At 58.7% G+C, this 26,783-nt stretch carries 23 protein-coding genes; 7 read left to right on the forward strand and 16 right to left on the reverse strand.

Annotation, left to right across the window (positions count from 1 at the left end):
- Window positions 1-38 precede the first annotated feature (38 nt).
- The 16 genes from dnaE to rpsB all read right to left on the reverse strand — a co-directional run bounded on the left by dnaE (window position 39) and on the right by rpsB (window position 18,400).
- Window positions 39-3,542: a DNA polymerase III subunit alpha gene (gene dnaE / locus BMY49_RS10950; RefSeq protein WP_062373286.1), complete on the reverse strand. Its 3,504-nt coding sequence runs from the start codon at window positions 3,540-3,542 to the stop codon at window positions 39-41.
- Between the two features lie 42 nt (window positions 3,543-3,584).
- Window positions 3,585-4,202, reverse strand: coding sequence for a ribonuclease HII (gene rnhB / locus BMY49_RS10955; RefSeq protein WP_062373289.1), 618 nt, complete (start codon window positions 4,200-4,202; stop codon window positions 3,585-3,587).
- Window positions 4,192-5,367, reverse strand: a complete 1,176-nt coding sequence (gene lpxB / locus BMY49_RS10960) for a lipid-A-disaccharide synthase (protein WP_089675580.1) — start codon at window positions 5,365-5,367, stop codon at window positions 4,192-4,194. Before lpxB ends, rnhB begins: the two co-directional genes overlap by 11 nt.
- A 28-nt stretch (window positions 5,368-5,395) precedes the next feature.
- Complete coding sequence (lpxA, locus tag BMY49_RS10965) at window positions 5,396-6,163, reverse strand: acyl-ACP--UDP-N-acetylglucosamine O-acyltransferase (RefSeq protein WP_058579686.1); 768 nt, start codon at window positions 6,161-6,163, stop codon at window positions 5,396-5,398.
- Complete coding sequence (fabZ, locus tag BMY49_RS10970; protein ID WP_044629712.1) at window positions 6,160-6,603, reverse strand: 3-hydroxyacyl-ACP dehydratase FabZ; 444 nt, start codon at window positions 6,601-6,603, stop codon at window positions 6,160-6,162. Before fabZ ends, lpxA begins: the two co-directional genes overlap by 4 nt.
- 134 nt (window positions 6,604-6,737) lie before the next feature.
- A complete protein-coding gene (gene lpxD / locus BMY49_RS10975) occupies window positions 6,738-7,775 on the reverse strand; it encodes a UDP-3-O-(3-hydroxymyristoyl)glucosamine N-acyltransferase (protein ID WP_089675581.1) in 1,038 nt (345 codons plus the stop codon).
- Between the two features lie 51 nt (window positions 7,776-7,826).
- Window positions 7,827-8,327 carry an OmpH/Skp family outer membrane protein gene (locus BMY49_RS10980; RefSeq protein WP_058579694.1) on the reverse strand — a complete coding sequence of 167 codons (501 nt, stop codon included), beginning with the start codon at window positions 8,325-8,327 and terminating at the stop codon, window positions 7,827-7,829.
- 19 nt (window positions 8,328-8,346) lie between these two features.
- Window positions 8,347-10,707 (reverse strand): outer membrane protein assembly factor BamA, encoded by a 2,361-nt coding sequence (gene bamA / locus BMY49_RS10985; RefSeq protein ID WP_371827827.1) that lies wholly within the window; start codon window positions 10,705-10,707, stop codon window positions 8,347-8,349.
- A gap of 100 nt (window positions 10,708-10,807) precedes the next feature.
- A complete protein-coding gene (rseP, locus tag BMY49_RS10990; protein WP_062373300.1) occupies window positions 10,808-12,166 on the reverse strand; it encodes an RIP metalloprotease RseP in 1,359 nt (452 codons plus the stop codon).
- A 43-nt stretch (window positions 12,167-12,209) separates the two neighbouring features.
- Complete coding sequence (gene ispC, locus BMY49_RS10995; RefSeq protein ID WP_044629717.1) at window positions 12,210-13,406, reverse strand: 1-deoxy-D-xylulose-5-phosphate reductoisomerase; 1,197 nt, start codon at window positions 13,404-13,406, stop codon at window positions 12,210-12,212.
- The gene (locus tag BMY49_RS11000) at window positions 13,403-14,224 is read right to left on the reverse strand and encodes a phosphatidate cytidylyltransferase (RefSeq protein ID WP_044629718.1); all 822 of its coding nucleotides are present in this window, start codon (window positions 14,222-14,224) and stop codon (window positions 13,403-13,405) included. Before BMY49_RS11000 ends, ispC begins: the two co-directional genes overlap by 4 nt.
- Window positions 14,217-15,002 carry a polyprenyl diphosphate synthase gene (gene uppS / locus BMY49_RS11005; RefSeq protein ID WP_089675583.1) on the reverse strand — a complete coding sequence of 262 codons (786 nt, stop codon included), beginning with the start codon at window positions 15,000-15,002 and terminating at the stop codon, window positions 14,217-14,219. Before uppS ends, BMY49_RS11000 begins: the two co-directional genes overlap by 8 nt.
- 106 nt (window positions 15,003-15,108) lie before the next feature.
- Complete coding sequence (gene frr, locus BMY49_RS11010; RefSeq protein ID WP_044629720.1) at window positions 15,109-15,666, reverse strand: ribosome recycling factor; 558 nt, start codon at window positions 15,664-15,666, stop codon at window positions 15,109-15,111.
- Between the two features lie 4 nt (window positions 15,667-15,670).
- Window positions 15,671-16,441, reverse strand: a complete 771-nt coding sequence (gene pyrH, locus BMY49_RS11015; protein ID WP_062360000.1) for a UMP kinase — start codon at window positions 16,439-16,441, stop codon at window positions 15,671-15,673.
- A 125-nt stretch (window positions 16,442-16,566) separates the two neighbouring features.
- Window positions 16,567-17,436, reverse strand: a complete 870-nt coding sequence (gene tsf, locus BMY49_RS11020) for a translation elongation factor Ts (RefSeq protein ID WP_044629722.1) — start codon at window positions 17,434-17,436, stop codon at window positions 16,567-16,569.
- Between the two features lie 214 nt (window positions 17,437-17,650).
- Complete coding sequence (gene rpsB, locus BMY49_RS11025) at window positions 17,651-18,400, reverse strand: 30S ribosomal protein S2 (RefSeq protein ID WP_044629723.1); 750 nt, start codon at window positions 18,398-18,400, stop codon at window positions 17,651-17,653.
- Between the two features lie 322 nt (window positions 18,401-18,722).
- On the opposite strand from rpsB, the gene map reads away from it, so the two are divergent.
- The 7 genes from map (at window position 18,723) to BMY49_RS11065 (ending at window position 26,692) form a co-directional block, all read left to right on the forward strand.
- Window positions 18,723-19,514, forward strand: coding sequence for a type I methionyl aminopeptidase (gene map / locus BMY49_RS11035; protein WP_062360004.1), 792 nt, complete (start codon window positions 18,723-18,725; stop codon window positions 19,512-19,514).
- Window positions 19,514-22,189 (forward strand): [protein-PII] uridylyltransferase, encoded by a 2,676-nt coding sequence (locus tag BMY49_RS11040; RefSeq protein ID WP_089675584.1) that lies wholly within the window; start codon window positions 19,514-19,516, stop codon window positions 22,187-22,189. Before map ends, BMY49_RS11040 begins: the two co-directional genes overlap by 1 nt.
- Before the next feature lie 299 nt (window positions 22,190-22,488).
- Window positions 22,489-23,685, forward strand: a complete 1,197-nt coding sequence (dapC, locus tag BMY49_RS11045) for a succinyldiaminopimelate transaminase (protein ID WP_089675585.1) — start codon at window positions 22,489-22,491, stop codon at window positions 23,683-23,685.
- 34 nt (window positions 23,686-23,719) lie between these two features.
- Window positions 23,720-24,064, forward strand: a complete 345-nt coding sequence (locus BMY49_RS11050; protein WP_044629728.1) for a Spx/MgsR family RNA polymerase-binding regulatory protein — start codon at window positions 23,720-23,722, stop codon at window positions 24,062-24,064.
- 57 nt (window positions 24,065-24,121) lie between these two features.
- Entirely contained in the window at window positions 24,122-25,147 is a 1,026-nt protein-coding gene (gene dapD, locus BMY49_RS11055) for a 2,3,4,5-tetrahydropyridine-2,6-dicarboxylate N-succinyltransferase (protein ID WP_044629729.1), read from the forward strand.
- The gene (gene dapE, locus BMY49_RS11060; protein WP_044629730.1) at window positions 25,134-26,306 is read left to right on the forward strand and encodes a succinyl-diaminopimelate desuccinylase; all 1,173 of its coding nucleotides are present in this window, start codon (window positions 25,134-25,136) and stop codon (window positions 26,304-26,306) included. The genes dapD and dapE overlap by 14 nt, the downstream gene beginning before the upstream one ends.
- Window positions 26,303-26,692, forward strand: coding sequence for a hypothetical protein (locus tag BMY49_RS11065; RefSeq protein ID WP_044629731.1), 390 nt, complete (start codon window positions 26,303-26,305; stop codon window positions 26,690-26,692). Before dapE ends, BMY49_RS11065 begins: the two co-directional genes overlap by 4 nt.
- The last annotated feature ends 91 nt before the right edge of the window (window positions 26,693-26,783 follow it).

Consider the following 26,783-nt stretch of genomic DNA (forward strand, 5'->3'; position numbering starts at 1 on the left):
TCCGTACGAGCGCCCTGGGGCGCTCGTACGCTAGGTGATTAACGGTAGCGTAACTGGACGCCTACCTGCCCTTGCACATCGCGCAGCGCAAGCAGCAGATCATCGCTAGGCGCGACTTTCCACTCCTCCGCCAGTTCCAGCCAAGCGACAGCATCGGGGTGGCGATATTGAAGTCGCACGGGTAGGCCGGTGTTATCCCGGTAGGGTGTCAAGCTATCCCGCAAGCTTTCGACCAGCCGGCCGTTAATCTGCCCAGCGTCCAATGCCAGCTCAACGGCTTGGCCGTAGCGCACCCGCGCGGTCACCATCGGCGTCACGTCTTTGCCGCGCAGGCGCAGCCCGCCGGAGAAGTCGTCGCTGGAGACTTCGCCCTCCACGATAATGACTTGGTCTGACTCAATTTGGCCGCGTAGCTGCTCAAAGAGTTCACCAAACAGCGATGCCTCAATGCGCCCAGTGCGATCATCCAGGGTGATAAACGCCATGGTGTCGCCCCGCTTGGACTTCATGGTACGCATGGCGACCACTAAGCCTGCCACCCGCTGCGGCTCCCGAGAGGGCTTTAAGTCACTAATACGCGTGGAGACAAAGCGCTTGAGTTCGCGCTCATATTCATCAATGGGGTGCCCGGTCAAGTAGAGCCCCAGAGTGTCTTTTTCACCAGAGAGTCGCTCACGGTCCGTCCATTCGCGCACATGACGATACTCGGCGTAGACATCGCTGGCCTCTTCTTCGGCAACGAAGGCATCACCAAACATGTCCATCATGCCCAGGTTCTGGTTGGCGTGATTTTGTGCAGCGGCCTTCAGCGCATCTTCCATCGCCGCGAACAGCACCGCCCGATTGGGCCCCAGGTTATCCAACGCGCCAGAGCGTATCAGCGCTTCCAGGGTACGTTTGTTCATCCGTTTCGGATCGATGCGGCGGCAGAAGTCGAACAGATCGTTGAACGGCCCGCCCGCGTTTCGCGCTTCCACAATCGCGCCAATCGGGCCTTCCCCGACGCCACGTATCGCGCCCAAGCCGTACACCACCCGCCCTTCGGTATCCACGGTGAACTTGTAGCCACCGACGTTGACATCCGGTGGCGTCACCGTCAGCTTCAAGTGACGACACTCTTCGATCAGCGGCACCACCTTGTCCAGGTTGTCCATCTCGGTGGACATCACCGCCGCCATGAACGGGCCTGGGTAGTGGGCCTTCAGCCATGCGGTTTGGTAAGACACCAGCGCGTAGGCCGCCGAGTGCGACTTGTTGAAACCGTAACCGGCAAACTTCTCCACCAAGTCGAAGATATTGCCCGCCAAGTCTTTGTCGATGCCGTTGGCGGCACACCCTTCCATGAAACCGGAGCGCTGCTTGGCCATCTCTTCGGGCTTTTTCTTACCCATGGCACGGCGCAGCATGTCGGCCTGCCCTAGGGTGTACCCCGCCATCACCTGGGCGATCTGCATGACCTGCTCTTGGTAGAGAATGATGCCGTAGGTAGGCGTCAACACCGGTTTCAACAGGTCGTGCTGATAATCCGGGTGTGGATAAGAGACTTCCGCCCGGCCATGTTTGCGGTTGATGAAGTCATCCACCATGCCCGACTGCAATGGACCGGGGCGGAACAGTGCTACCAAGGCGATCATATCGTCCAGGGAGTCGGGCAGCAGGCGCTTGATTAGCTCCTTCATGCCGCGGGATTCGAGCTGGAACACCGCCGTGGTTTCTGCCCGCTTGAGCATCTCGAAGGTTTTGCCGTCGTCCAGGGGGATGGCGTCGATATTGAGCGGGCCCTGGCCGGCGGCGTCGCGCACCTTATCCACCATCTCCAGCGCCCAGTCGATGATGGTCAGCGTCCGCAGGCCCAGGAAGTCGAACTTCACCAGCCCGGCGTCCTCGATGTCGTTTTTATCGAACTGCACCACCAAGCCCGAGCCATCTTCGTCGCACAGCAGTGGCGAAAAATCGGTGAGCTTGGTGGGGGCAATGACCACGCCGCCTGCGTGTTTACCGGTGCCCCGGGTGGTGCCTTCGAGCTTCAGGGCCATTTCCCAAATCTCTTCGGCCTCTTCGTCGTTGCCAATAAACTCTTTGAGCGCGGGTTCTTGCTCAATCGCCTTGGCTAGCGTCATGCCCACTTCAAAAGGAATGAGTTTGGAGAGCTTGTCGCCCAGCGAATAGGGTTTGCCCTGGGCACGGGCCACGTCGCGCACCACCGCTTTGGCGGCCATGGTGCCGAAGGTGACGATCTGAGAAACCGCGTTGCGGCCATAGCGGTCGGCTACGTACTCGATGACCTTGTCACGCTTCTCCATGCAGAAATCGACGTCAAAGTCGGGCATCGAGACACGCTCAGGGTTAAGAAAGCGCTCGAACAGCAGATCGTAGCCGATGGGGTCGAGGTCGGTGATCTTCTGCGCGTAGGCCACTAGTGAACCGGCACCGGAGCCACGCCCCGGCCCCACCGGTACGTTGTTGTCCTTGGCCCACTGGATAAAGTCCATCACGATCAGGAAGTAGCCGGGGAAGCCCATCTGAATGATGACGTTGAGCTCAAACTCCAGCCGGTCGCGGTAGCGCTGATCAATCTCGCGGAACGCCTCGCTATCGCGCGGATACTGCTCGGCGGGGAACAGAAAATCGAGCCGCTCCGTTAGGCCATCGTGGGAGACCTTGCGGAAGAATTCATCCTGGGTCATGCCCTCGGGGATGCCGAACTCCGGCAGGAATATCTCTCCCAGGCGCACATCGACGCTGCAGCGCTCGGCGATCATCACGCTGTTTTCCAGCGCCTCGGGGATATCGGCAAACAGCGCCGCCATCTCGTCGGGGCTTTTGAGGTACTGCTCTTCGGTATAGCGGCGTTCGCGGCGCGGGTCGTCCAGGGCTTTACCCTCACCAATGGCGACGCGGGTTTCGTGGGCCCAGAAGTCTTCCCGTTCCAGAAAGCGCACATCGTTGGTGGCGACAACCGGCGTGCCGGTCTCGATCGCCAACTGAACGCTAGCGTGTACGCAGGCCTCTTCCAGAGGGCGGCCGGTGCGGATGAGCTCCAGGTAGAAGCGGTCGGGAAACGCCTGCTGCCACTCTTCCAGCAGCTGGCGCGCTTCCCGCTCGTGCTCGGAGAGCAAGTGGCGGCCAATCTCGCCTTCGCGCCCGCCCGACAGGGCAATCAGACCTTCGCTCTGCGCCAATACCCACTGCTTATCAAGAATCGCCCGCCCCTGGCGCTGCCCATCGGTCCAGCCTTTGGAGATCAGCTCGGTGAGATTGCGGTAACCCACATCGTTCATCGCCAGCAGCGTAATGCGGTACGGGTGGGCTTCGTCGTGGGGGTTCGCCAGCCAGAGATCGCTGCCGATGATCGGCTTCAACCCGGCGCCCTGGGCGGCTTTGTAGAATTTGACCAAACCAAACAGGTTGGCTTCGTCGGTGAGCGCCAGCGCCGGCATCCCGCGCTCAGCGGTCGTGCTGACCAGTGACTTGAGTTTGACCAAGCCATCGACCAGAGAGTATTCACTGTGCAAACGAAGATGAACGAACGGAACCGTCATGGGACTCTCAGCATAAAACGCTAAATAAAATAAATAGAACGGCTACAGCAGCGCTAACTGGCGCTGTACCGGCGCGAAGCTTTTGCGGTGCTCTGCCAGCGGCCCGTGGGCTTCCAGCGCTGCCAGGTGCTCTTTGGTGGGGTAGCCCTTGTGCCGCGCAAACCCGTATTCAGGATAGCGCAGATCCAGCTCGGCCATTTGCGCATCCCGCGCTACTTTGGCCAAAATAGACGCAGCGGCAATGGCCGGATGGCGGGCATCGCCCTTCACTACGGCCTGACCCGGCAGCGCGTGCCCCGGCAGCCGGTTACCATCCACCAGCAGATACTCCGCCTGGGGAGCTAACGCGTCCACTGCACGACGCATGGCCAGATGCGTCGCGTGATAGATATTGAGCGAGTCGACCTCCTCTGCGCTCGCTTCCGCTACTGCAAAGGCCAGCGCACGCTCGCGAATCAGCACATCCAGCGACTCACGCCTGCGAGCGGTGAGCTTCTTGGAGTCGGTTAAACCGTCGATGGGGGCCTTGAGGTCAAGAATCACAGCGGCAGCCACCACACTACCCACCAGCGGCCCACGCCCAACCTCATCGACCCCGGCCAAGAAGTCACCGGTATACTCCACGACTAGCGGTGGAAAGTCCGCTGGTTTAACCGCCATCAGGTTTAGCCTCCAGCAGCTCGCCTGCTACCAGGGCGGTAATGGCCTGCGCGGCACGCTCGCTGGCATTACGCTGCAGCGTTGCATGCATTGCGGCAAAGCGCGCCTCCAGGCCGTGACGCATCTCGGCATCGCTAAGTAGCTGGCCTATTTGCTCGGCAATCGCCTCCGGCGTGGCCGCGTGCTGAATCAGCTCAGGCACCACGCTCTCCTGGGCAATCAAATTGGGTAGTGAGATCCACTGGGTTTTCACCAGCCGTTTGGCGAGCCAATGGGTCGCGGGCGCCATTTTGTACGCCACCAGCATGGCGCGATGGCAGAGCATGGCCTCTAGCGCTGCCGTACCGGAGGTCAGCAGTACCGCATCGCTGGCGACCATCGCCTCGCGGGCTTGGCCCTCCAGCAGCGTGACCCGCTGGGCCAACGTGGGATAGCCTGCCAGCAGCTCGCGCAGCTCTTGATGGCGCTGAGCGGTTGCCGCGGGTACCACCACCTGTAAGCCCACGTGGCGCTGGCACAGCAGCGTGACTGCGTCCAAAAAAGTGGTGCCCATAAAGCGAATTTCGTTACCCCGGGAACCGGGTAGCAGCGCTAGTACCGGCGCGTTTGAGGCTAAGCCCAGCTCACGGCGAGCCGCGTTACGATCATTCTCCAGCGGCAGCTCGTCGGCCAACGGATGGCCTACGAAGGCCACGGGAACGTGGTGGCGATGATAGAAGTCCGCCTCGAAGGGCAGCAGCGTGAGCATGGCATCCACGGCGTTGGCGATCTTCTTCACCCGCCCCTGCCGCCACGCCCATACCGAGGGGCTCACGTAGTGGGCCGTCGTGACGCCAGCGGCACGCAGCTGCTTCTCCAGCCCAATGTTGAAGTCCGGGGCATCGATACCGATCATGACGTCCGGCTGCCAAGCCAGCGCCTCTTCACGCAGGGTACGGCGCACACGGATGAGTTCGGGCAGGTGCTTGAGTACCTCGACCAAGCCCATCACCGAGAGGGTTTCCAGAGGGAAGCGGCTAACCAGCCCCTGGGCTTCCATGCGGGGGCCACCCATACCGCGAAACTCCACCTGGGGATGCCGGGCGCGCAGCGCCTGCATCAGTCCCGCACCGAGGATATCGCCGGAGAGTTCGCCTGCCACAAGGTATACGCGCTGCAGTGTCATAGTGACGGGAGAGCCGGTTAGATGAGTATTAGCGAACGATACCGCGTGTTGAACGCTCGATGGAGTCAGCGAACAGGGCCACTTCAGGCAAATCAAAGCGATTACGCATTTCGCTCACTGCCTGCTCGACGGTTAAGCCTTGACGATAAACCAGCTTGTAGGCTGTGCTGAGTGCAGCAATCGCTTCGCGGCTAAACCCTCGGCGCTTCAACCCCACGAGGTTCAGTCCGCGCGCTTCTGCCGGGTTGCCGTTAATCATCACATAGGCAGGAGTGTCTTTAGTGATAATCGAACCGCCGCCCGCCATGGCGTGATCGCCAAAGTGACAGAACTGATGCACTGCCGCCAGGCCGCCCAAAATAGCGTGATCACCGAGGGTGACATGGCCTGCCAGCGTGACTTGGTTCGCTAAAATGCAGTCATTGCCAATCACACAGTCATGCCCTACATGCACGTAGGCCATAAACAGATTACGTGAACCGATGGTGGTTTCGCTGCGATCCTGAACAGTGCCGCGATGGAGGGTCACCCCTTCACGAATGACGTTATCGTCACCCATCACCAGCCGCGTTGGCTCGCCCGCGTACTTTTTGTCCTGGCAATCTTCGCCCACCGAGGCAAACTGAAAAATACGCGTGCGCTCGCCTAGCACCGTGGGGCCTTTCACCACCACATGGGGGCCAATGACAGAGCCAGCGCCAATCGTGACGTCAGGCCCAATCACGCTGAACGGGCCAACCTCAACGTCATCAGCAAGCTGTGCCGCTGGGTCGACCAATGCAGTAGGATGTATCAAGCCACCTTCCTCTCGGCACAAATGATTTCCGCTTCGCAGGCCAGCTCGCCGTCAACCGTGGCACGGCAGGCAAACTTCCAGATACCGCGCTTGCCGCGAATCACGTTCGCCTCCAGCGTCAGTTGATCACCCGGCATGACAGGACGCTTGAAGCGGACATTGTCGCTGCCTACGAGGTAATAGACATAGCCGTCGGCCGGCAGCTTATTGACCGTTTTGAACCCTAGGATACCGCATACCTGTGCTAGCGCTTCAACGACCAGTACGCCGGGCATGATGGGATGATGAGGAAAATGGCCGTTGAAGAATGGCTCATTGATGCTCACGTTTTTGTACGCAACGATGGTTTCGCCCACGGTTAACTGCGTGACTCGATCCACCAGCAAGAACGGATAGCGGTGGGGCAAGTATTCGCGAATTTCGTTGATATCCATAACCATCGTAACGACCTCTAAAATGACAAAAGGCCTGAGCAGTATCAGGCGCGCACCAGTAATCCTACTGGTAAAAGGCAGTGGATTATAACCTGCTGCTATTAAGCCTCAAGCTACTCCCTCAGGAAACCCTTCTTTCTTCACGATTCTCGCTGGCTTTTTTCCACCCGCGCCAAGCGCTTGGCAATATCGTCGAGCTGCTTGAAGCGCACAGCATTTTTACGCCATTGGGTGTTGCTCATGGCCCCGGTCCCCGAAGAATAAACCCCCGGCTCATGAATTGAGTTGGTCACTAGGCTCATGCCGGTGACCTGAACGCCATCACAAATGGTGAGATGACCAGATAGGCCCACACCACCGCCCAACATGCAGTGTTTGCCCACTTTGGTGGAGCCTGCAATCCCTACACAGCCTGCTAACGCGCTGTGGTCCCCAATGGTAACGTTGTGGGCAATCTGCACTTGGCTGTCGATTTTGACATCGTTGCCAATGACGGTGTCACCTAACGCACCTCGGTCAATACTGGAGCAGCTGCCCACTTCAACATCATCACCTAGCACCACGCCGCCAAGCTGAGCAATTTTGTGCCAGCCCGCACCATCATGGGCAAACCCAAAGCCATCACCACCAATCACACAGCCGCTGTGTAAAATCACTCGCTTGCCCACGACCACACCGTGGCAAACGGTGACATTGGCATGCAGCCGCGTGTCGTCACCGATGACACAGTCAGCGCCAATCACGCTACCCGCGCCAACCACTACACGGTCGCCCAGGACAACGCCTGACTCAATCACCGCATTGGCTTGGACGCAAACCTCGGCCCCAAGCGTCACGCCCTCTGCGACTACTGCAGAGGGATGAATACCCGGCACATCCCGCGCTGGCAGCGGATCAAATAGCTGGGAGAGCTTGGCGTAGCCCAAGTAGGGGTTATCCATCTCTAGGCGCGGCACAGGGCAGTTCTTGCCGTGCTCCGGGTGCAGCAGTACCCCTGCCGCTTTGGTGGTAGCGAGATCTTTTAAGTACGCACGGTTGGCTAAAAATGCGACTTGGTCTGGCGCTGCTTCCTTGAGCGTTGCCAAACCACGAATTGGCTGGTCGGCGTCGCCCTCGAAATCAACGTCCAGGTGACGTGCGATATCCGCAAGGGTGAGGTGATGAGAAGCGTGCGTCATGAGAGCCCAAGGAAGCAGTGGTGCGGCTAAGCCGCACCAGTAATCATTAAATTAGTTCAGCGAATCAAAAATCTGAGTGACTTCGTTCGTCACGTTGGGCAGGTCCGTCGAGGAGTGCAGCACGCCCTGAGGCTCAACCAACACGTCGATATTATGACGTTCTAACACCTGCTCTACCGCCTGTTCCAGCTTAGCTTCTGCCCCCTGCAGGAACTGCTGCTCGGAAGCCTGCTGGGCCTGCAGCACTTCACGGCGCAGCTGCTCAAAGCGGCCGCCTTTCTGCTGCAGCTCGGCAATCAGCGATTCACGTTCGGACTGGGACATAGTCTCCCCTTCCTGCTGTAGGCGGGTTTGCAGTTGCTGCAGCTCGCCGCCCAACGCTTCGGCTTCGCGTTGCTGGCTACCGATTTGTCCTTCCAGCTGGCTCAGTGATGACTGAGCCGACTGGGTATTCATCAACGCAGCGCGCCAATCCAACACGGCCACTTCGGCAGCATAGGCAGGTAGAGCCATCGCCCCAAACAGGCACACGGCAGCGGTCAGTTTACGCATCATAGCGAGACTCCTTAAATTAGAACGTTTGACCCAGCGAGAACTGGAAGAACTGCGTATCGTCACCACTTTCGTCGTTCAGTGGCTCAGCCACGCTGAAGGTCAGCGGGCCGACAGGGGTTAGCCAGGAGAGGCCAATACCAACACTGTAGCGCAGCTCACCCAGATCAACGCCAGAGCTGCACTGCTGACGTCCTGCGTCTGCCTCCAGCACATCGTAGCACGAGCTTAAGAAGGTATTACCCGCATCCAGGAACAGCGTAGGCTGTACCGAGCGCTGGTTCTCGACGAACGGCATGGGGAAGAGCACTTCCGCAGAACCTTCTACCAGAACGTTACCGCCCATCGTCCGGTCACGACCACCCTCGCGGGCAGGGGTGGTTCGCTCGCCCAAAGTGTTATAGGTAAAGCCACGCACCGAGCCTAAACCACCCGCGTAGAAGTTCTCATAGAACGGATAAGGGTCATTACTGCCTAGGGTGTCGGCATAGCCTAAGTTACCGCTAAACTTCAGCGCCCAGGTTTCGTCATCGTTAATCGGGAATAGCTGCTGAGCACGGGCCCGAAGCTTGTAGTACTCTGCATCGCTGCCTGGCACGCCGGTTTCAAGCGATACGCGCTGGTAGTTACCGGCGGTGGGCATAATCCCACGGTTAAGGTTATTACGCGTCCAGCTTGCCGTTAGCTTGAGACTTTGGGCATTCTCACCTTGGTCTTCTACATAGCGGCGAATCTCAGAGGCGGTGTCAAAGTAGGTTTTCACCGTCACATCTTCAACGCTGGCATCAAAATTCAGGCGAGACAGCTCGCTGATGGGGTAGCCGAAGTTGATACCGGCACCGTAAGCATTGGTCGAGAACGTCGAGATATTCGAGATATTCGAGTTGGCATAGTCGGTTTTCCGGTAAAACAGGTTATATCCGCGGGAAATACCATCTAGCGTCCAGTAAGGGTCGGTAAAGGCAAAGTTGACACTGGTAAAGATGTCACTGCGCTGGGCACCAACGTTGACACGATTACCAGTACCCAGGAAGTTATTCTGGGCTAGACTTACCCCATAAATCACCCCGGCACTTTGAGAAAAACCGACACTGGCCGAGATGGAGCCGGAAGGCTGCTCTTCCACGTTGTAGGTGACATCCAGCAGGTCGGGCTGCCCCGGTACGGGCTGAGTGTCGACTTCCACCTGGCTGAAGAAGCCAAGCCGCTCCAGGCGCTGACGCGACTGGGTAATAGACTCGGTGGAGGCAGGCGCGCCCTCTAGCTGAATCATTTCCCGACGCAGTACTTCATCCTGTGTCGTGGTATTGCCGTAGAACTCGATGCGGCGAACATAGGCCCGCTGGCCGGGATTAACGGCAATGACCAAATCGACGGTTTCACCGTCATCGGCCATTTCAGGGACACCCTGCACATCGGCAAAGGCAAAGCCCTCGGCGCCTAAACGCTGGCGCAATGCTTCTGTGGAGGCGTTCACCTCTCCGCGAGAGAAAATATCACCACTGCTGATTTCCAGCAGATTACGAGCTTCGTTCTCGCTGATTTGAAGGTCGCCAGCGAAACGAATATCGCCCACGCGATACTGGTTGCCTTCATCAATATTCAGGGTGATAAAGATTTCTGACTTTTCAGGGCCGATAGAGACTTGCGTAGAAGTAACATCAAAGTTGACGTAGCCACGGTCAAGATAGAACGAGCGTAGGCGTTCGATATCACCAGAGAGCGCTTCTCGGGAGTACTCATCTTTCGAGAACCAGCCGAAGATACGGCCAGGGCGGTCGTTTAGCTCGAACACTTCACGCAGGGTTTCATCGTCGAAATCCTGGTTACCGACGATATTGATCTGTCGGATCTTGGCGACTTCACCTTCATTGATATCGATGCTGACCTGGACCCGGCCCTCATCAATCTCTTCCACCTCAACATTAATGCCAGCGCTGTAGCGACCCTGAGCCTGATACACGCCCTCAAGCTCGCGCTCAATCTCGTCAAGGGTAGAGAGTTGCAGTACCTGACCTTCCGACAGGCCCGACTCACGCAGGCCGTTGCGCAGGTCTTCGTCCGAAATCTGGTCGTTGCCTTCGATGTTCAAGCGCGCGATGGTTGGCCGCTCGACCACTTGGATCACCAGCACGTCGCCCTCCCGGGCCAGCGAGACATCTTCAAACAGTCCAGTAGCGAACAGATCGCGGGCGGCAGCGGCTAGCTGCTGCTCGTCCACGCGGTCATTAGCGCTGACGGGGAACGCATTAAAGACCGAGGCGGCGGAAACCCGCTGCAGTCCTTCCACACGAATGTCTGAAACGTCAAAGGATTGTGCTTGGGCGCCGCTGGCGCCTACCAGCAAGAGTGCCGCCATTCCAAGGGTCTTGATTTTCATGCAGTCAATTCGCTCGCGTTGGTCTGCCCGTCGGTTAAGACAGGCACCATATACATTTGTGCAGGCAGATGACAAGGCATCCTGCGCGCTACACGCGTTATTACCACAGGCGCATCAAATCAAAATAGAGCGCCATCAGCATCAGGGTGCCAACCATGGCAAGTCCGATGCGCAGCCCTATCGCTTGTGTCTGCTCAGATACCGGCCGCCCACGTACGACCTCGACAAAATAGTAAAGCAAATGACCGCCGTCGAGCACGGGAATGGGCAGCAAATTCAGTACACCTAAACTAATCGAAAGATACGCTAAAAAACCAACGAAGGCTTCTACCCCAGCACGCGCAGAGTCTCCGGAAATTTGCGCAATCGTGATCGGCCCCGATAGGTTAGAGGGCGAAATTAACCCCACTAACATTTTGCGAATGGCGTCGACCGTCAGCAGCACCATTTCACCGGTGCGCGACAGCGCTTGTCCAACCGATTCAATCGGCCCATAGCGAATTTCGCGCTGCAGCGACTCAGGCCAGCTAAACGGCGCTGCACCGGCACCAATGTACCCAACCTCGGCACCACTCTCCAGCGTATTACGTCTTGGCGTGAGCGAAAGCGTTCCTGCTTCGCCATTACGCTGATAACCAACGCTCAGTGTCTCGCCTGCGCTATCGCGGATCACCGCGACAAACTGCATCCAGTCATTAATGGGCTCACCGTTAAGGGCGACGATGCGATCCCCTGCTTGAAGCCCGGCTTCAGCGGCGGCTTGCCCATCCACCACTTGGCCAAGCACGGCGGGCACATCGGGTCGCCAGGGCGAGAAGCCAAGGCTCTGCAGCGGCTGTGGCGGATCCTGGCGAACCATGTAGTTGTTAAGCGGCAGTTGATAGCTGCGGGTGGCGCTAGCGCCTTCCGGCACTGCCTCAATAGTTAAATCACCGCTGAAGCCAATCATGGAGACCAGCTTTAAATTAATCTCTTCCCAGGAGCGCATTGCATCGCCCTGAATCGCGGTAATTTCACTCCCCTGCTCCAACCCCGCCTCTGCGGCTGGGGAGTTAGGCGTAATATCGCCAACTATTGGCGCTACGGTGGTTGTACCCGCCACAAACAGCGCCCAGTAGGCCACAATAGCCAGCAGGAAATTGGCGATGGGGCCCGCGGCCACAATAGCAATACGTTGCCAAACGGTTTTACGATTAAACGCTTGGTCTAGCTGCTCTTCCGGTACCGGCGCTTCACGCTCGTCGAGCATTTTGACGTAGCCGCCCAATGGAATGGCCGCCACCGCAAACTCGGTGCCATGGCGATCAATTGTTGACCACAGCGGCTTGCCAAACCCTACGGAGAAGCGCAACACCTTGACGCCGCAGCGGCGTGCAACCCAAAAGTGACCAAACTCGTGAAAGGTCACCAGCAGCCCCAGCACCACGATGACGGCTAAGATATTCTGTATCAGGCCCACTTTTTGCTCCTTTGCACGACACGCTGCTCAACAATAGCTGAGGCTAAGCGGTTAACTGGCGTATGGTGTGCGCGGCTTGTTCTCGCGCCCAGCGGTCCGCAGCAAGCACGCGTTCAAGTGAATCCGCCTGACCGGGATACGGCAGGGCCATCACCTTCGCGACAACATCCGGAATCGCACCAAACGCGATGTTCCCCGCTAAAAATGCCTCAACAGCAACTTCATTAGCAGCGTTAAGCACCGCCGGAGCGGCCCCACCTGCCTGCATCGCCTCTCGGGCTAGTCGCAGGCAGGGGAAGCGCGTTTCATCCGGGGCTTCAAAATCGAGCCGCGCAACTTGGAACAGATCTAGCGTTTCCACGCCGGCATCAATGCGCTCTGGCCAAGCAAGCCCATAGGCAATCGGTGTGCGCATATCGGGATTACCCAACTGAGCAATCACAGAGCCGTCGTTATAGGCTGCCATAGAGTGGATAACGCTTTGCGGGTGAACAACGACCTGAATCTGCTCGGGTGTGGCATCAAACAGCCAGCACGCTTCGATTAATTCGAGTCCTTTATTCATCAGCGTGGCGCTATCTACGGAGATTTTACGCCCCATGGACCAGTTAGGATGAGCGCAGGCCTGCTCTGGTGTTACGTTAGCAATATCGGCAGCCGACCAGCCGCGAAACGGCCCGCCCGATGCGGTTAGAAGCAGCTGACGCACGCCGTGTTTGGCTAATCCGCCGCGATGCTCGCTGGGTAGACACTGGTAGATGGCATTATGTTCAGAATCGATCGGCAACAGCGTCGCCCCGGAGCGTGCCACGGCATCCATAAACAGCGCCCCGCTCATCACCAGGGCCTCCTTATTGGCCAATAGCACGCGCTTACCGGCTTCGGCTGCTGCCAGCGACGGCAACAGGCCTGCCGCCCCGACAATCGCCGCCATCACGGTGTCGACCTCAGGCGCTTGGGCGACCTCGCACAGCGCATCCTCCCCCGCCAGCGCCACAGTGTTGGAGCCTGCTTGGCGGAGCGCTTGCTGCAACCATTGGGCATCTGCGACGTCATCCAACACGGCAAACCGGGGAGAGTGCGCTTTACACTGGTCAAGCAGCGCCTCTTTTGAGGTATGCGCCGTTAGGGCATAGACGCGGTAACGCTCCGGATGGCGCGCGATGACATCCAAGGTGCTTTTACCGATGGAACCGGTGGCACCGAGCACAGTGACCGACTGAACCGAGACGTGACTCATAGCGCGCTCACCTGAAGTGATAGTACCTGCAGATACAACAGCGCAAAGATGGGGATGGCTGCGGTGAGACTATCGATACGGTCCAGCACACCACCATGACCCGGCAGCAGCTGGCTGGAGTCTTTAATATTACGGTAGCGTTTCAACATACTTTCAAACAGGTCGCCAAGCACTGAAGTCAGCGTCACCACTGCGGTAATCACGATCAGCGCCACGCCCCCCATCACTCCAAGGGGCTGCCAAAGGGCAAACAGTAGGGCTAGCAGCATCGTGGCAGCAAGCCCTCCATACACGCCCTCCCAGGACTTGCCTGGACTAACCCGCGGGGCTAATTTGCGCTTACCCCAGCGGCGACCAGCAAAGTAGGCGCCAATGTCTGCCGTCCATACCAGCAGCATCACAAACAGAAGCCACACCGCCCCGCTATCACGCAGCACGTTAAAACCTACCCAGCACGGCAGCAGTACCCAAACGCCCATGAGTAGACGGCGTGAAGTGGCTTGCCACTGCTGACTGCTTTCCGGGTAGCGCGTCACCCAGTAAAGGTTCAGCAACCAGCCAGCGGCGGCCAGCCACAACGGCCAAACTGCAAAGGCAGCGCCGCTCAGCCACAGCAGGGCCATGAGCACCGCCATACCGGCCACCAGCGCCAGGCGCGTGCGCGAGACGATAACGCCCGCCAAGTTGGTCCATTCCCAGGTACCTAACAGCACGATCAGCGCTGTAAACAGCGCAAAGGCACCTCCCTGTAATCCAAACAGACCAATTAGCGTGACAGGAGCTAACCAGGCTGCGGTGATCATCCGCTGTTTAAGCACCTTGCGCCTCTATTTGTTCGTCGGTCATGCCAAAACGGCGACGTCGTAAGCAGAAATCATCGAGCGCTTTGTCGAAGGCCGCCCCATCAAAATCTGGCCATAACAAGGGCGAAAAGTGCAGCTCGGCATAGGCCAGCTGCCATAACATAAAGTTCGAGAGCCGCTGCTCGCCGCTGGTACGGATGCACAGATCCACCGGCGGTACTTGATCGGTGTTCATGGCCGCATCCAAACGCGCTTCGTCGATGGCCTCGGGCGCCAGCTTTCCGGTAGCCACCTGCTCGGCGAGCTGGCGGGCGGCGCGGGCGATGTCCCACTGGCCGCCGTAGTTCGCGGCAATCACCAGATGCATGCCCGTGTTCTCGGCGGTCAGCGCTTCGGCGCGCTGAATATGCTTTTGAATCGCGGGGGAAAAGCCACGCTGTTCGCCAATAATCGACAGACGGATATTGCGCTCATTAAGCTTTTTGACTTCGCGTTTAAGCGCCATCAAAAACAGCTCCATCAGCGCATTCACCTCAGCGGCAGGACGTTTCCAGTTCTCACTGGAGAAGGCGAACAGGCTCAGCGTTTGCACGCCTCGCTCGACCGCACGCTCAATCACCGCTCTCACGGCTTCGACACCGGCGCGGTGGCCGCGCACTCCCGAAAGCCCACGTGCCCGCGCCCAGCGGTTGTTACCATCCATAATGATAGCAACATGAGACGGCAGTGCTTCCTCGGATCGAGAAAGCGTCGTGCCGCCCGGCTGCTCTTGGGGAAGCTGCGGAGACGTCATGGGTTCTCGCACCAAAGATCAGTCATAAGTAAGCCAAGCGATGGCCCACGGGCAGCTGAGCTACCCGTGGCTAAGTGAACGCAGGCAGTGATGTTCACAACAATCACTAAACCTGCATGAGATCCTGTTCTTTTGCGGCAAGTGCCTTATCGATCTCAGCGATATATTTATCGGTCAGCTTCTGGATTTCGTCTTCGCCCTGGCGCTGATCGTCCTCGGTAATCTCTTTATCCTTAAGCAAGGATTTGAAATCACCGTTAGCATCACGACGAACGTTACGCACAGCCACGCGCGCGTTTTCTGCCTCGCTACGTGCCTGCTTAATGTAGCCCTTGCGTGTCTCTTCAGTCAGCATCGGCATCGGTACACGAATCACGTTGCCTGCGCTTGAGGGGTTGAGGCCCAAGTCAGAGGTCATGATCGCTTTTTCGATTTTAGCCACCATGGACTGCTCCCAAGGAGCCACCGCCAGGGTACGGGCGTCTTCAACGTTGACAGAAGCCACTTGGTTCAGCGGCACTTGGCCACCGTAATACTCAACGGTCACGGCATCCAGGATGCTGGGGTGAGCGCGACCCGTGCGGATCTTGTTGAAGTTGCTGTGCAGCGCCTCAACGCTCTTCTTCATGCGAGACTCTGCATCTTTCTTGATGTCGTTGATCACGTTGTTACCCTCTGTCTATCAGCGTGCCTTCCTTGCCCCCAACCACGAGGTTGAGCAGGGCACCAGGCTTGTTCATATCAAATACCCGCACCGGCATATCATGGTCACGTACCAGGCAGATTGCGGTCAAATCCATTACGCCCAGTTTCTGATCCAGAGCGTCGTCATAGGAGAGCTGGTCGTATTTTACGGCGTCGGGGTGCTTCACCGGGTCCTTATTGTACACGCCGTCCACCTTGGTGGCCTTGATGACAACGTCTACATCCACTTCAATGCCGCGCAAACAAGCAGCAGAGTCGGTGGTAAAGAAAGGGTTACCGGTGCCAGCAGAGAACAGCACCACGTCGCCAGACGTTAAATAACGGATGGCAGTGCGGCGGTCATAGTGCTCCACCACACCGCTCATGGGAATCGCTGACATCACCCGCGAGCGAATATTAGAGCGCTCCAGAGCATCACGCATGGCGAGGGCATTCATCACCGTTGCCAGCATTCCCATGTGGTCACCCGTGACCCGATCCATGCCGGCTTCGTTCAACGCCGCACCACGGAACAGGTTACCACCACCAATCACAATACCGACCTGTACGCCAATACCGACCAGCTGGCCGATCTCAAGCGCCATACGATCCAGCACTTTTGGATCAATACCAAAATCGTGCTCACCCATCAGCGCTTCGCCCGATAGCTTCAGCAAAATACGCTTGTATTTTGACTTTGACTTATCGATTTTGGGGGCAGCAGTGGGGGTAGACTCTTGAATATCACGTGACATGGCATCTCTCCTGAGGCAGACCTGGGCACAGGTGGGCGAGGTGGCACCTGTATTATTTCACAGGGGCCGGATACACGAAGGCGTGCGCTCGCGCGCACGCCATCTTCTTACTAGAACCTCTGACCTTAGCGACGGCCAGCCTGTTCCATGACTTCTTTAGCGAAGTCGACTTCTTCTTTCTCGATGCCTTCGCCCACTTCAAAGCGAGTGAAGCTAACCACTTCACCACCGGCGGCTTTGACGAATTCAGCAACGGACTGGTTCGGGTCTTTAACAAACGGCTGCTCGGTCAGGCTGTTCTCGGCCAGGTACTTCTTCAGGCGGCCTTGAACCATCTTCTCAGCGATTTGCTCGGGCTTACCGGCCATGTCCGGCTGGGCCAGGATGATTGCCTTCTCTTTGTCCAGCTGCTCTTGCGGCATCTCTTCAGGATGCGCAACCGCCGGGTTGATCGCCGCTACGTGCATCGCAACATCTTTGGCTGCTTCGCTGGTGCCGCCTTTCAGAACGGTCAGAACGCCAATACGGCCACCGTGAACGTATTCGCCCACCAGACCACCTTCAACGGCATTCACGACCACGGCACGACGCACGCCGATGTTTTCGCCGATTTTCTGAACCAGCTGCTCACGAGCGGACTCAAGGTCACCCGCCATCACCGCTGCAACGTCTTCGTTTTTCGCCGCAAAGAACGCATCAGCAATCTTGTTGGCGAAGTCGATGAAGTTGTCGTCACGGGCAACGAAATCGGTTTCAGAGTTGATTTCGACCATTACGCCGTAGCTGCCATCGTCTGCTACACGAGTAACAACCGCACCTTCTGCAGCGGTACGACCCGCTTTTTTCGCGGCTTTAAGACCAGAGCTTTTACGCAGGTTTTCGATCGCGACTTCGATGTCACCGTCGGCTTCGGTGAGTGCTTTTTTACACTCCATCATGCCAAGACCGGTACGTTCGCGCAGTTCCTTAACCTGAGAGGCGCTGATAGCTGCCATGAGATTTCACCTCGGAAATGGTTCTAACTGAGAGTTAAACGCGCTACAGAGTATAAGCACGATAGATGACCGTTGCGTATCACTGTGCAGAGCGCTTGCCGGCATTCATCCGGCATGATCGGCCCGCCTGAGCGAACTCAAAGCGGGAAAAAGGGGGCATAAGGCCCCCTCTTAACACGATGCGGCTCAACCTGCCCGCCGCACCACTGCAGCCTTACTCGGCAGCTGCGCTTGTGTCGGCGGAAGCGGCTTCTTCAGTCACTTCGACGAACTCGTCCGGACGACCTTCTTTCGCGCGGCCACACGCGTCGGCAATCGCCTTCACGTAGATCTGGATAGCGCGGATGGAGTCATCGTTACCCGGGATCACGTAATCAACGCCATCTGGGTTAGAGTTGGTATCTACCACGCCAATAACCGGGATACCCAGCTTGTTGGCTTCGTTAATCGCGATGCGCTCGTGGTCAACGTCGATCACAAACAGTGCGTCCGGCAGGCCGCCCATGTTCTTGATACCACCGATAGAACGCTCAAGCTTCTCTTGCTCACGCGTTGCCATCAAGACTTCTTTCTTGGTCAGCTTCTCGAAGGTGCCGTCTTCGCGCATCACTTCCAGATCACGCAGCCGTTTGATGGACTGACGAATGGTCTTGAAGTTGGTCAGCATGCCGCCCAACCAGCGATGGTTGACGAACGGCTGGCCAACGCGATTCGCTTCTTCTTTGATGATCTTGCTAGCGCTGCGCTTGGTGCCAACAAACAGAATTTTGTTGTTGGATGCCGCCATCTTCTCGACCACGTCGATCGCTTCGTTCAGCGCCGGCAGGGTGTGCTCGAGGTTGATGATGTGAATCTTGTTGCGCGCGCCGAAGATGTATTTGCCCATCTTCGGATTCCAGTACTTGGTTTGGTGACCGAAGTGAGCACCTGCTTTCAGCAGGTCACGCATATTAACGTGAGACATGGTAAAACTCCTGAAACTCGGGTTAGGCCTCCACGCACCCCATGGATCCGACCAGTAGCGTCGTTAAACGTCGCTAAAGGCACCCGGGACCATGTGCCGGTGCATGTGTGTTTTCAAGGCTTGCTGTTGTGCAACCCAGCGGTGCTGCGTTGCGATCTCGTTGCCCTTTCGCGTAGCGCCAGCCAGTATAGAAGCATTGGATGGCGATTGCAGGAAAGCGCGCGGCTTTATACCATAGATCATTGCCAAGATGAAGTCGCAGCCGCGTTTCGGCATTTTCATTTGCGACCCATCACTTACCCAGAAGCCACATCGAGAATTCATGAACGTTCCTATTAAGACGCCTTCTGAAATCGAGAAAATGCGCGAAGCCGGTCGCCAGGCGGCCAGCGTTATCGAAATGATCACTCCCCACGTTAAAGCGGGCATTAGCACTGGCGAGATCGACCGTCTGTGCCACGAGTACATTGTTAACGAGCTGGGCTCGACACCGGCACCGCTGAACTACCACGGCTTTCCCAAAGCAACCTGTACCTCCATCAACCACGTGGTGTGCCACGGCATCCCCGATGACGCCAAAAAGCTCAAAAACGGCGACATCATGAACCTGGATATCACCGTGCGCACACCGGATGGCTATCACGGCGACTCCAGCGTGATGTTCGTGGTGGGCGACACCATTCAGGGCGAACGGCTGTGCCGCATCACCCAAGAGTGCCTATATAAAAGCATTGCGCTGGTGAAACCCGGCGTGCGTCTTTCTGAGCTTGCCCGTGTGATTCAGCAGCACGCCGAAGCCCATGGTTACTCGGTGGTACGTGATTTCTGCGGCCACGGCATTGGCGCGGACTTCCACGAAGACCCGCAGTTCCTGCACTACGACGGCTATGCACCGGATGCCGACATCCGCCTAGAAGCGGGCATGTGCTTCACCATCGAGCCGATGATTAACGTGGGCGGCTACAAAACCAAAGTGCTGCGCGACGGCTGGACTGCCGTCACCAAAGACCGCAGCCTTTCGGCCCAGTGGGAACACACCCTACTGGTCACCGACACCGGCGTTGACGTGCTCACTGCGCGCAGCGACGAAGACTTTAGCTTTCTGAACGCCTGATGCTTCTTCACCACTACCGGTTCGAGCCGGACACGTCGCTTTTCGATCTAGACCTGTTTCGCACCGAGCTTGCCGGGTCGCGCTCTCCTATCGCCCCGTTTAAAGCCGCGCTGCGGGAAATCCAAGCACGCCTGGATGAACGCTTTCGCGCCGGTAGCGATATTCGCGACTTGGTACGCGGTCGGGCGTGGTATCTCGACCAGCTTCTCGCCATTGCCTGGGCGCAGCATGCTTGGCCCGATGACGGCGTTGCGCTGGTGGCCGTGGGCGGCTACGGGCGTGGTGAACTGCATCCCCATTCGGATATTGATCTGCTCTTGCTGCTTGAGCACGACGACGATACCCCCTACCGGGAGCCGCTGAGCGCTTTTATCACCTTCCTCTGGGATATCGGCCTGGAGATTGGCCACAGCGTTCGCTCGCTCAACGACTGCGAGCGGGAAGCCGAAGCAGACGTCACAGTGATTACCAACCTGCTGGAGTCGCGCCTCATTGCCGGGCCGGAAAGTCTGCGTGAGAAGATGCGCGAGCGCCTGAGCACCCCGAACCTGTGGCCCGCCGACCGCTTTTTTGAAGCCAAGTGGCAAGAGCAAATTGCTCGCCACTACCGCTACAACAACTCCGAGTACCACCTGGAGCCCAACTTAAAAAGCTCCCCCGGTGGCCTGCGGGATATCCAGATGATTGGCTGGGTGGCTAAGCGTCACTTCGGCACCGAGCAGTACACCGATATTGTCGCCAACGGCTTTATGAATGACGCGGAGCTGCGCATTCTCAGCCAGGGCCAGGCGTTTCTTTGGCAGGTGCGCTACGCCCTGCATATGCTCACAGGCCGTGCCGAAGACCGCCTGCTGTTTGATCACCAGCGCACCATTGCCGAGATGTTTGGCTTTAGGGATACCCCCGAGAGACTCGCGGTCGAGCAGTTCATGAAACGCTACTACCGCCACGTGACGGCCCTCGCCGGGCTCAACGATATGTTGCTACAGCACTTCGACGAAGTGATTTTGCGCGGCAAGGAGTCGTTGGAAACCGTTAAGCTGAACGAACGCTTTGAAACCAAGGGCGGCTACATCCAGGCGCGCTCCCGCAACCTGTTCCGCGAGCGCCCGGCGGCCATGCTAGAGCTCTTCCTGCTGATGGCCAAGCATCCGGAAATCGAAGGGGTACGCGCCGATACTATTCGGCTGATTCGTGACCACCGCCACCAAATTGACGACCACTACCGGGAAGACCCACGCCACCAGCGGCTGTTTATGGCCATTATGCGGGCGCCGGGTAACGTCCCTCGCCAGCTGCGGCGTATGAACCGCTACGGCATTCTCGGCAAGTACCTGCCGGAGTTCGGCCGCGCGGTGGGGCTGATGCAGCACGATCTGTTCCATATCTATACGGTGGACGCCCACACCCTGCGCCTGCTGAAATTTCTGCACGGCTTCCGCAAGCCCGAGGCAAAGGACGACTTCCCGGTGGCCGCCAACCTGATCCATCAGCTGCCTAAGCTGGACCTGCTGTGGATTGCCGGCCTGTTCCACGATATCGGCAAAGGGCGTGGTGGCGACCACTCAGAAATCGGCGCGCGGGACGTCGAACAGTTCTGCCATCGCCACCATATTTCCCAGCACGACACCAACCTGGTGAGTTGGCTGGTGGAGCATCACCTGCTGATGTCGATGACCGCCCAAAAGCGAGATATCAGCGACCCGGATGTGATCCGCGATTTCGCCCTCATCGTGCGCGACGAGACCCGCCTGGACTACCTTTACGTGCTCACCGTTGCCGATATCAACGCCACCAACCCCACGCTGTGGAACGGCTGGCGGGCATCGCTTTTGCGCCAGCTCCACGCGGAAACCAAACGTGCTCTGCGCCGTGGGCTGAAAAATCCACCGGATCGAGACGACTGGGTGCGCGAAACCCGTACTGAGGCGCGCTCGCTGCTGCAAACAGTCGGCGTCGATAGTGGCCAAATAGACCAGCTCTGGGAGTCGCTGGGGGAAGATTACTTCCTGCAGTACGCACCCAGCGAAATTGTCTGGCAGACTCAAGGCATTCTGGCCCACCAGCCGTCACCGCTGCCGTTGGTGCTGATCAGTGCTCCCACCGCCGACATGGCCGAAGGCGGCACCAAAGTGTTCATCCACACCCGCTCGGTGGATGACCTGTTCGCCGCCACTGCTGCCGCCATGGAGCAGCTCGGACTCTCGATCCACGATGCCCGCATTGCTACTTCCCACAACGACTGGACGCTCAACACCTTTATCGTGCTGGATAGCCACGGCCAGCCGATTCGCGACGCGGAGCGCATCGAAGAGATGCGCAGCCACTTGGTAGAAGAGCTGGATGACCCGGATGACTATCCAGAAATCGTCACTCGACACACGCCGCGCCAGCTCAAGCACTTCAAAGTGCCTACCGAAGTGGTGATCGAGCAGGATCCGGCCAATGAACGCACCCTACTGGAACTGACCGCCCCCGACCGCCCCGGTCTGCTGGCTCGGGTAGGGCGCATTTTCATGGAGCAGGATATCTCGCTCTCAGCCGCTAAAATTGCCACGCTAGGCGAACGGGTTGAAGACGTTTTCTTCATCACCACCAAAGCAGGCGAGCCGCTCACCGACCCCGAACGCCAGCAGCAGCTCCGCGAACGGCTGATTGAGGTATTGGGAGTTTAAAGCTCGCGCTGTCTATGATTGCCGGGGGCTGGTTGAAGCGAGGGTCTTTCGCCATGGCCGGAATATGTTCCATACCATTCCGGCATTTCCGCCATCCATGGCGGTCAGATGGCGAAAGTAGCGCCCATGGATGGGTTCACAGCGCCCTCGCAGCAACCTGCCCTCGGCACCACTAAGCGCAATTGGCTGTTTTGCTTGTTCGGTTAGGTTTGAGCCTGCACCAGGGCTTGCCTATAATCGGCGGTTCGATAAATGGTTTTGCCCACAGTTCCCGCCCTTAAGCTCTCAACGGACGCGCCATGAACCCTGATCTCAACGCCCTACACCCCTATCCGTTTGAAAAGCTGGCCGCCCTCAAAGCGAGCCTAACGCCCCCGGCGGGACTGGCGCATATTCCGCTGACGATTGGCGAACCCCAGCACGCCCCCTACCAAGGCGCGCTGGAGGCACTCATCGCCCACCAGTTAGAGATGGCCCGCTACCCGGCCACCAACGGCCTTCCCGCCCTACGCGACGCGATTGCGACCTGGGCCACCCAGCGCTTCCAGCTGGCGGGGTTGGATGCCGAGCGCCAAGTACTGCCGGTGAACGGCACTCGCGAAGCCATCTTCGCTTTTGTACAGGCCGCGTTGGACCGCACCCGCCCCGCAAAAGTGGCCGTACCCAACCCCTTCTACCAGATTTACGAAGGCGCCACGCTGCTGGCAGGCGGCGAGCCGCTCTACCTGGACTGCACCGCCGAGAACGGCTTCCGCCCCGATTTTGCAGCGGTCAGCGCCGACACTTGGCGCGATGTGCAGATCGTGTTTATCTGCTCGCCGGGCAACCCGACCGGCGCCGTCACGCCGCTGGCCGAGTTCAAACAGCTGATTGCTCTGGCCGATGAGCACGACTTCATCATCGCCTCCGACGAGTGTTACTCCGAACTCTACCTGGATGAAAACACACCGCCGCCTGGGCTTTTGCAGGCCTGCGCCGAGCTTGGCCGCGATGACTACCGCCGCTGCGTGGTCTTCCACTCGCTCTCCAAGCGCTCCAACCTACCAGGGCTGCGCTCGGGTTTCGTGGCAGGTGATGCCGACCTACTCGCCCCGTTCAAGCGCTACCGCACCTATCACGGCTGCGCCATGTCGCTGCCACTACAGCACGCCTCCATTGCCGCTTGGCAAGACGAAGTCCACGTGCGCGCCAACCGCGACGCCTACCGCGAAAAATTCAGCGCGGTGACGGATGTGCTTGCCCCGGTGATGGATTTTCCCACTCCGGAAGCGAGCTTCTACCTCTGGCCTGCGGTGCCGGGTGGCGACGATATCGCCTTTACCCAGCGGCTATTCAGCGAACAGCACGTGAGCGTACTGCCCGGCAGCTTGATGGGTCGCCCAGGGCAAAACGGCCTTAACCCCGGCGCGGGTCGGCTACGCTTAGCGTTAGTGGCGGAGCTTGAGCCGACCTTAGAAGCGGCCAAGCGCCTTCGCCAACTGGTCGAGCGCGGCTAACGCGCCGCCGCTTAAGACGACGAAAGGAGGCTCTATGCTAACGCTCTACATGATTCATAACTGCGACACCTGCCGTAAAGCGCGTAAAGCGCTGGACGACAAAGCGCTGATGTATAAAACCCACGACCTGCGTAAAGATGGCCTTTCTGCGGCGCTGCTTGAGCACATCTTGAATCGCGTACCGTTGGTTGAGGTGATCAACAAACGCAGCAAAACCTGGCGCGATCTTTCTGACGAAGAGAAAGATTACGATGCCAACTCGGCGCGCCAGCTGCTGCTCCAGCACCCCACGCTGCTCAAGCGGCCGCTGCTGGAACTCGACGACGGCACCATCATGATCGGCTACCGTGACGGCGACTATGACACGCTAAGCGGCTAACCCTGACTCGACTTCTCTCACTCATTTTCTCTCACTAACCTCTAAGGAATACGCGTTATGCTGAGCTTCGCGCTTGGAATCGGCACCCAAAACACCCAGGGCGACTGGCTGGAAATCTACTACCCGGCCCCGCTGCTTAACCCGGACGCGAGCCTGGTCGCCGCTGCCAAAGAGGCCCTGGATGCACCGGCGGGCAATGCCCCGGTGAGCTTCTTACCGGAAGACTGCACCCGCTTGGCCAAGGCGCTGGAAGCGGCAGGCCACTCCGAGCAGGCCGCTCTGGCCGAGTCGCTGGCCACTAGCCAGCGCCCGCTGGTGGCGATGTTCCTGGAGAGCGACCAGCCGCCGCAAACCGCCCCTGAGGTGTACCTGAAGCTGCACCTGCTGTCGCATCGCTTAGTGAAGCCTCACGGCCTGGACCTGACCGGCATGTTCGGCCTGCTGCGTAACATCGCCTGGACCAACGAAGGCGCCATCGATATCGAAGAGCTGCCCACGCGCCGCCTGAAGGCGCGCCTCGCTGGCCGTACGCTGTCCGTCGACTGCGTGGACAAATTCCCCAAAATGACCGATTACGTGGTGCCCACCGGCATCCGCATCGGCGACACCGCTCGTGTGCGCTTGGGCGCTTACCTGGGTGAAGGCACCACGGTCATGCATGAAGGGTTTGTTAACTTCAACGCAGGCACCGAAGGCCCCGGCATGATCGAAGGGCGCATTTCCGCAGGCGTTATGGTCGGCAAAGGCTCTGATCTGGGCGGCGGCTGCTCCACCATGGGTACGCTCTCTGGCGGCGGCAACATCATCATCAAAGTGGGCGAAGGCTGCCTAATTGGCGCCAATGCCGGTATCGGTATTCCGCTGGGCGACCGTTGCACCGTGGAAGCCGGCCTCTACATCACCGCAGGCTCTAAAGTGACGCTGCTGGATGACCAAGGCCAGGAAGTGAACACCGTTGCCGCCCGCGAGCTGGCAGGCCAAGACGACCTACTGCTGCGCCGTAACTCCCAGAATGGCCGCATCGAGTGCCTGACCAATAAAAGCGCCATTGCGCTGAACGAGGCGCTGCATGCCCATAACTGAGCCTGCCTCACTGTCGCCTACGCTGAAGCTGGCCTTTGAGCTGCTTCGCCGGGCGTCGGTGACTCCCGACGATGAAGGCTGCCAGGACCTGATGATCGAGCGCTTAACGGCGCTCGGTTTCCATATCGAGCAGCTACCGTTTGGCGATGTGAAGAATTTTTGGGCGGTTCGTGGTCACCACGGCCCGGTGCTGGCGTTTGCGGGGCACACCGACGTGGTGCCCAGCGGGCCACACACTAACTGGGAATTTCCGCCTTTCGAGCCCTGCATCGACGACCAAGGCATGCTCTGCGGGCGCGGCGCGGCTGATATGAAGGGCAGCCTTGCCGCCATGCTCACCGCGGTGGAGCGCTTTGTCGCCCGCTATCCTGATCATGACGGCCGCATTGCGTTTTTGATTACCTCCGATGAGGAAGGCCCGGCCATCGACGGCACCCGTGCGGTGGTAGAACATCTTCGCGAGCGCAATGACCGCCTGGATTACTGCATCGTTGGCGAGCCCTCCTCTACTGCTCGCCTAGGCGATGTGATCAAAAACGGTCGTCGTGGCTCTTTGGGCGGTGTGCTGCATATTAAGGGCATTCAAGGCCATGTGGCCTACCCTCACTTAGCGCGCAACCCGATCCACCAAGCGATGCCCGCCCTGGATGCGCTCGTCAACGAGCACTGGGATGCTGGCAACGACTTCTTCCCTGCAACCAGCTTTCAGATATCTAATCTGCGTGCCGGTACAGGGGCCACCAATGTGATTCCTGGCGAGGTAGAGGTGGTGTTCAACTTCCGCTACTCCACGGAAGTCACCCATGACGAGCTGCGCTCACGCACCGAGGCAATTCTGGATCAGCACGGTCTTGAGTATCACATCGACTGGACGCTGAATGGCGAACCGTTCCTGACGTCCGAAGGTGAGCTAGTGGAGGCGGCGATTCGTGGCGTGGAAGCCGTGACTGGCGAACGCCCAGCGCTTTCTACCAGCGGCGGCACCTCGGATGGCCGTTTTATTGCCACTCTGGGCGCGCAGGTGGTAGAGCTTGGCCCGCTGAACGACACCATTCACAAGGTGAACGAGCGCGTGCGCGCTAGCGATTTGGATGCGCTGAGCCGCATCTACGAAGCAACCCTTCAAGCGCTACTGACCAACGACGAGGTAAGCGTATGATGGAGCGGTTTCCGGATATCGAAGTGTATCTGGCGCGGGTCACGCTGGATGACATTAACGCCTGGCTGGCTGACGTGCTGAGTGCACCGCCCCTTAGCCCAGCAGGAAAAGGCAAGTGGAAAACCCGTGGCCAGTATCAGGGCGATAGCGTCCCGGTGCTGCTGGTGGATAACGCCGCGGATGGTTTTGCCAGCCTCTGGTTCGATAGCGGACACACTCCGTGGCACACCGACCAGGAGTGCGCCCAGCACGCCGCTGAAGCGCTGCAGGTGGAAGTCCGCTGTTCGCTGGGGGGCTGGCACCCTGGCGACGACCCAGACCGCTTTTGGCAGGTGCTGCCCGGCGGCCAGGAAAAAGCCATCGAATGGCCGGACTCAGGCCGTTAATCGGGTAGGGGCCGGGGTCACCCCCGGCGCCCTCCCACACCACCGGGCATACGGTTCCGTACCACGGCGGTTCATGAAGAACGACTAAGCC

This window comes from Vreelandella aquamarina, assembly GCF_900110265.1.
GTDB classification, from domain to species: Bacteria; Pseudomonadota; Gammaproteobacteria; order Pseudomonadales; family Halomonadaceae; genus Vreelandella; species Vreelandella aquamarina.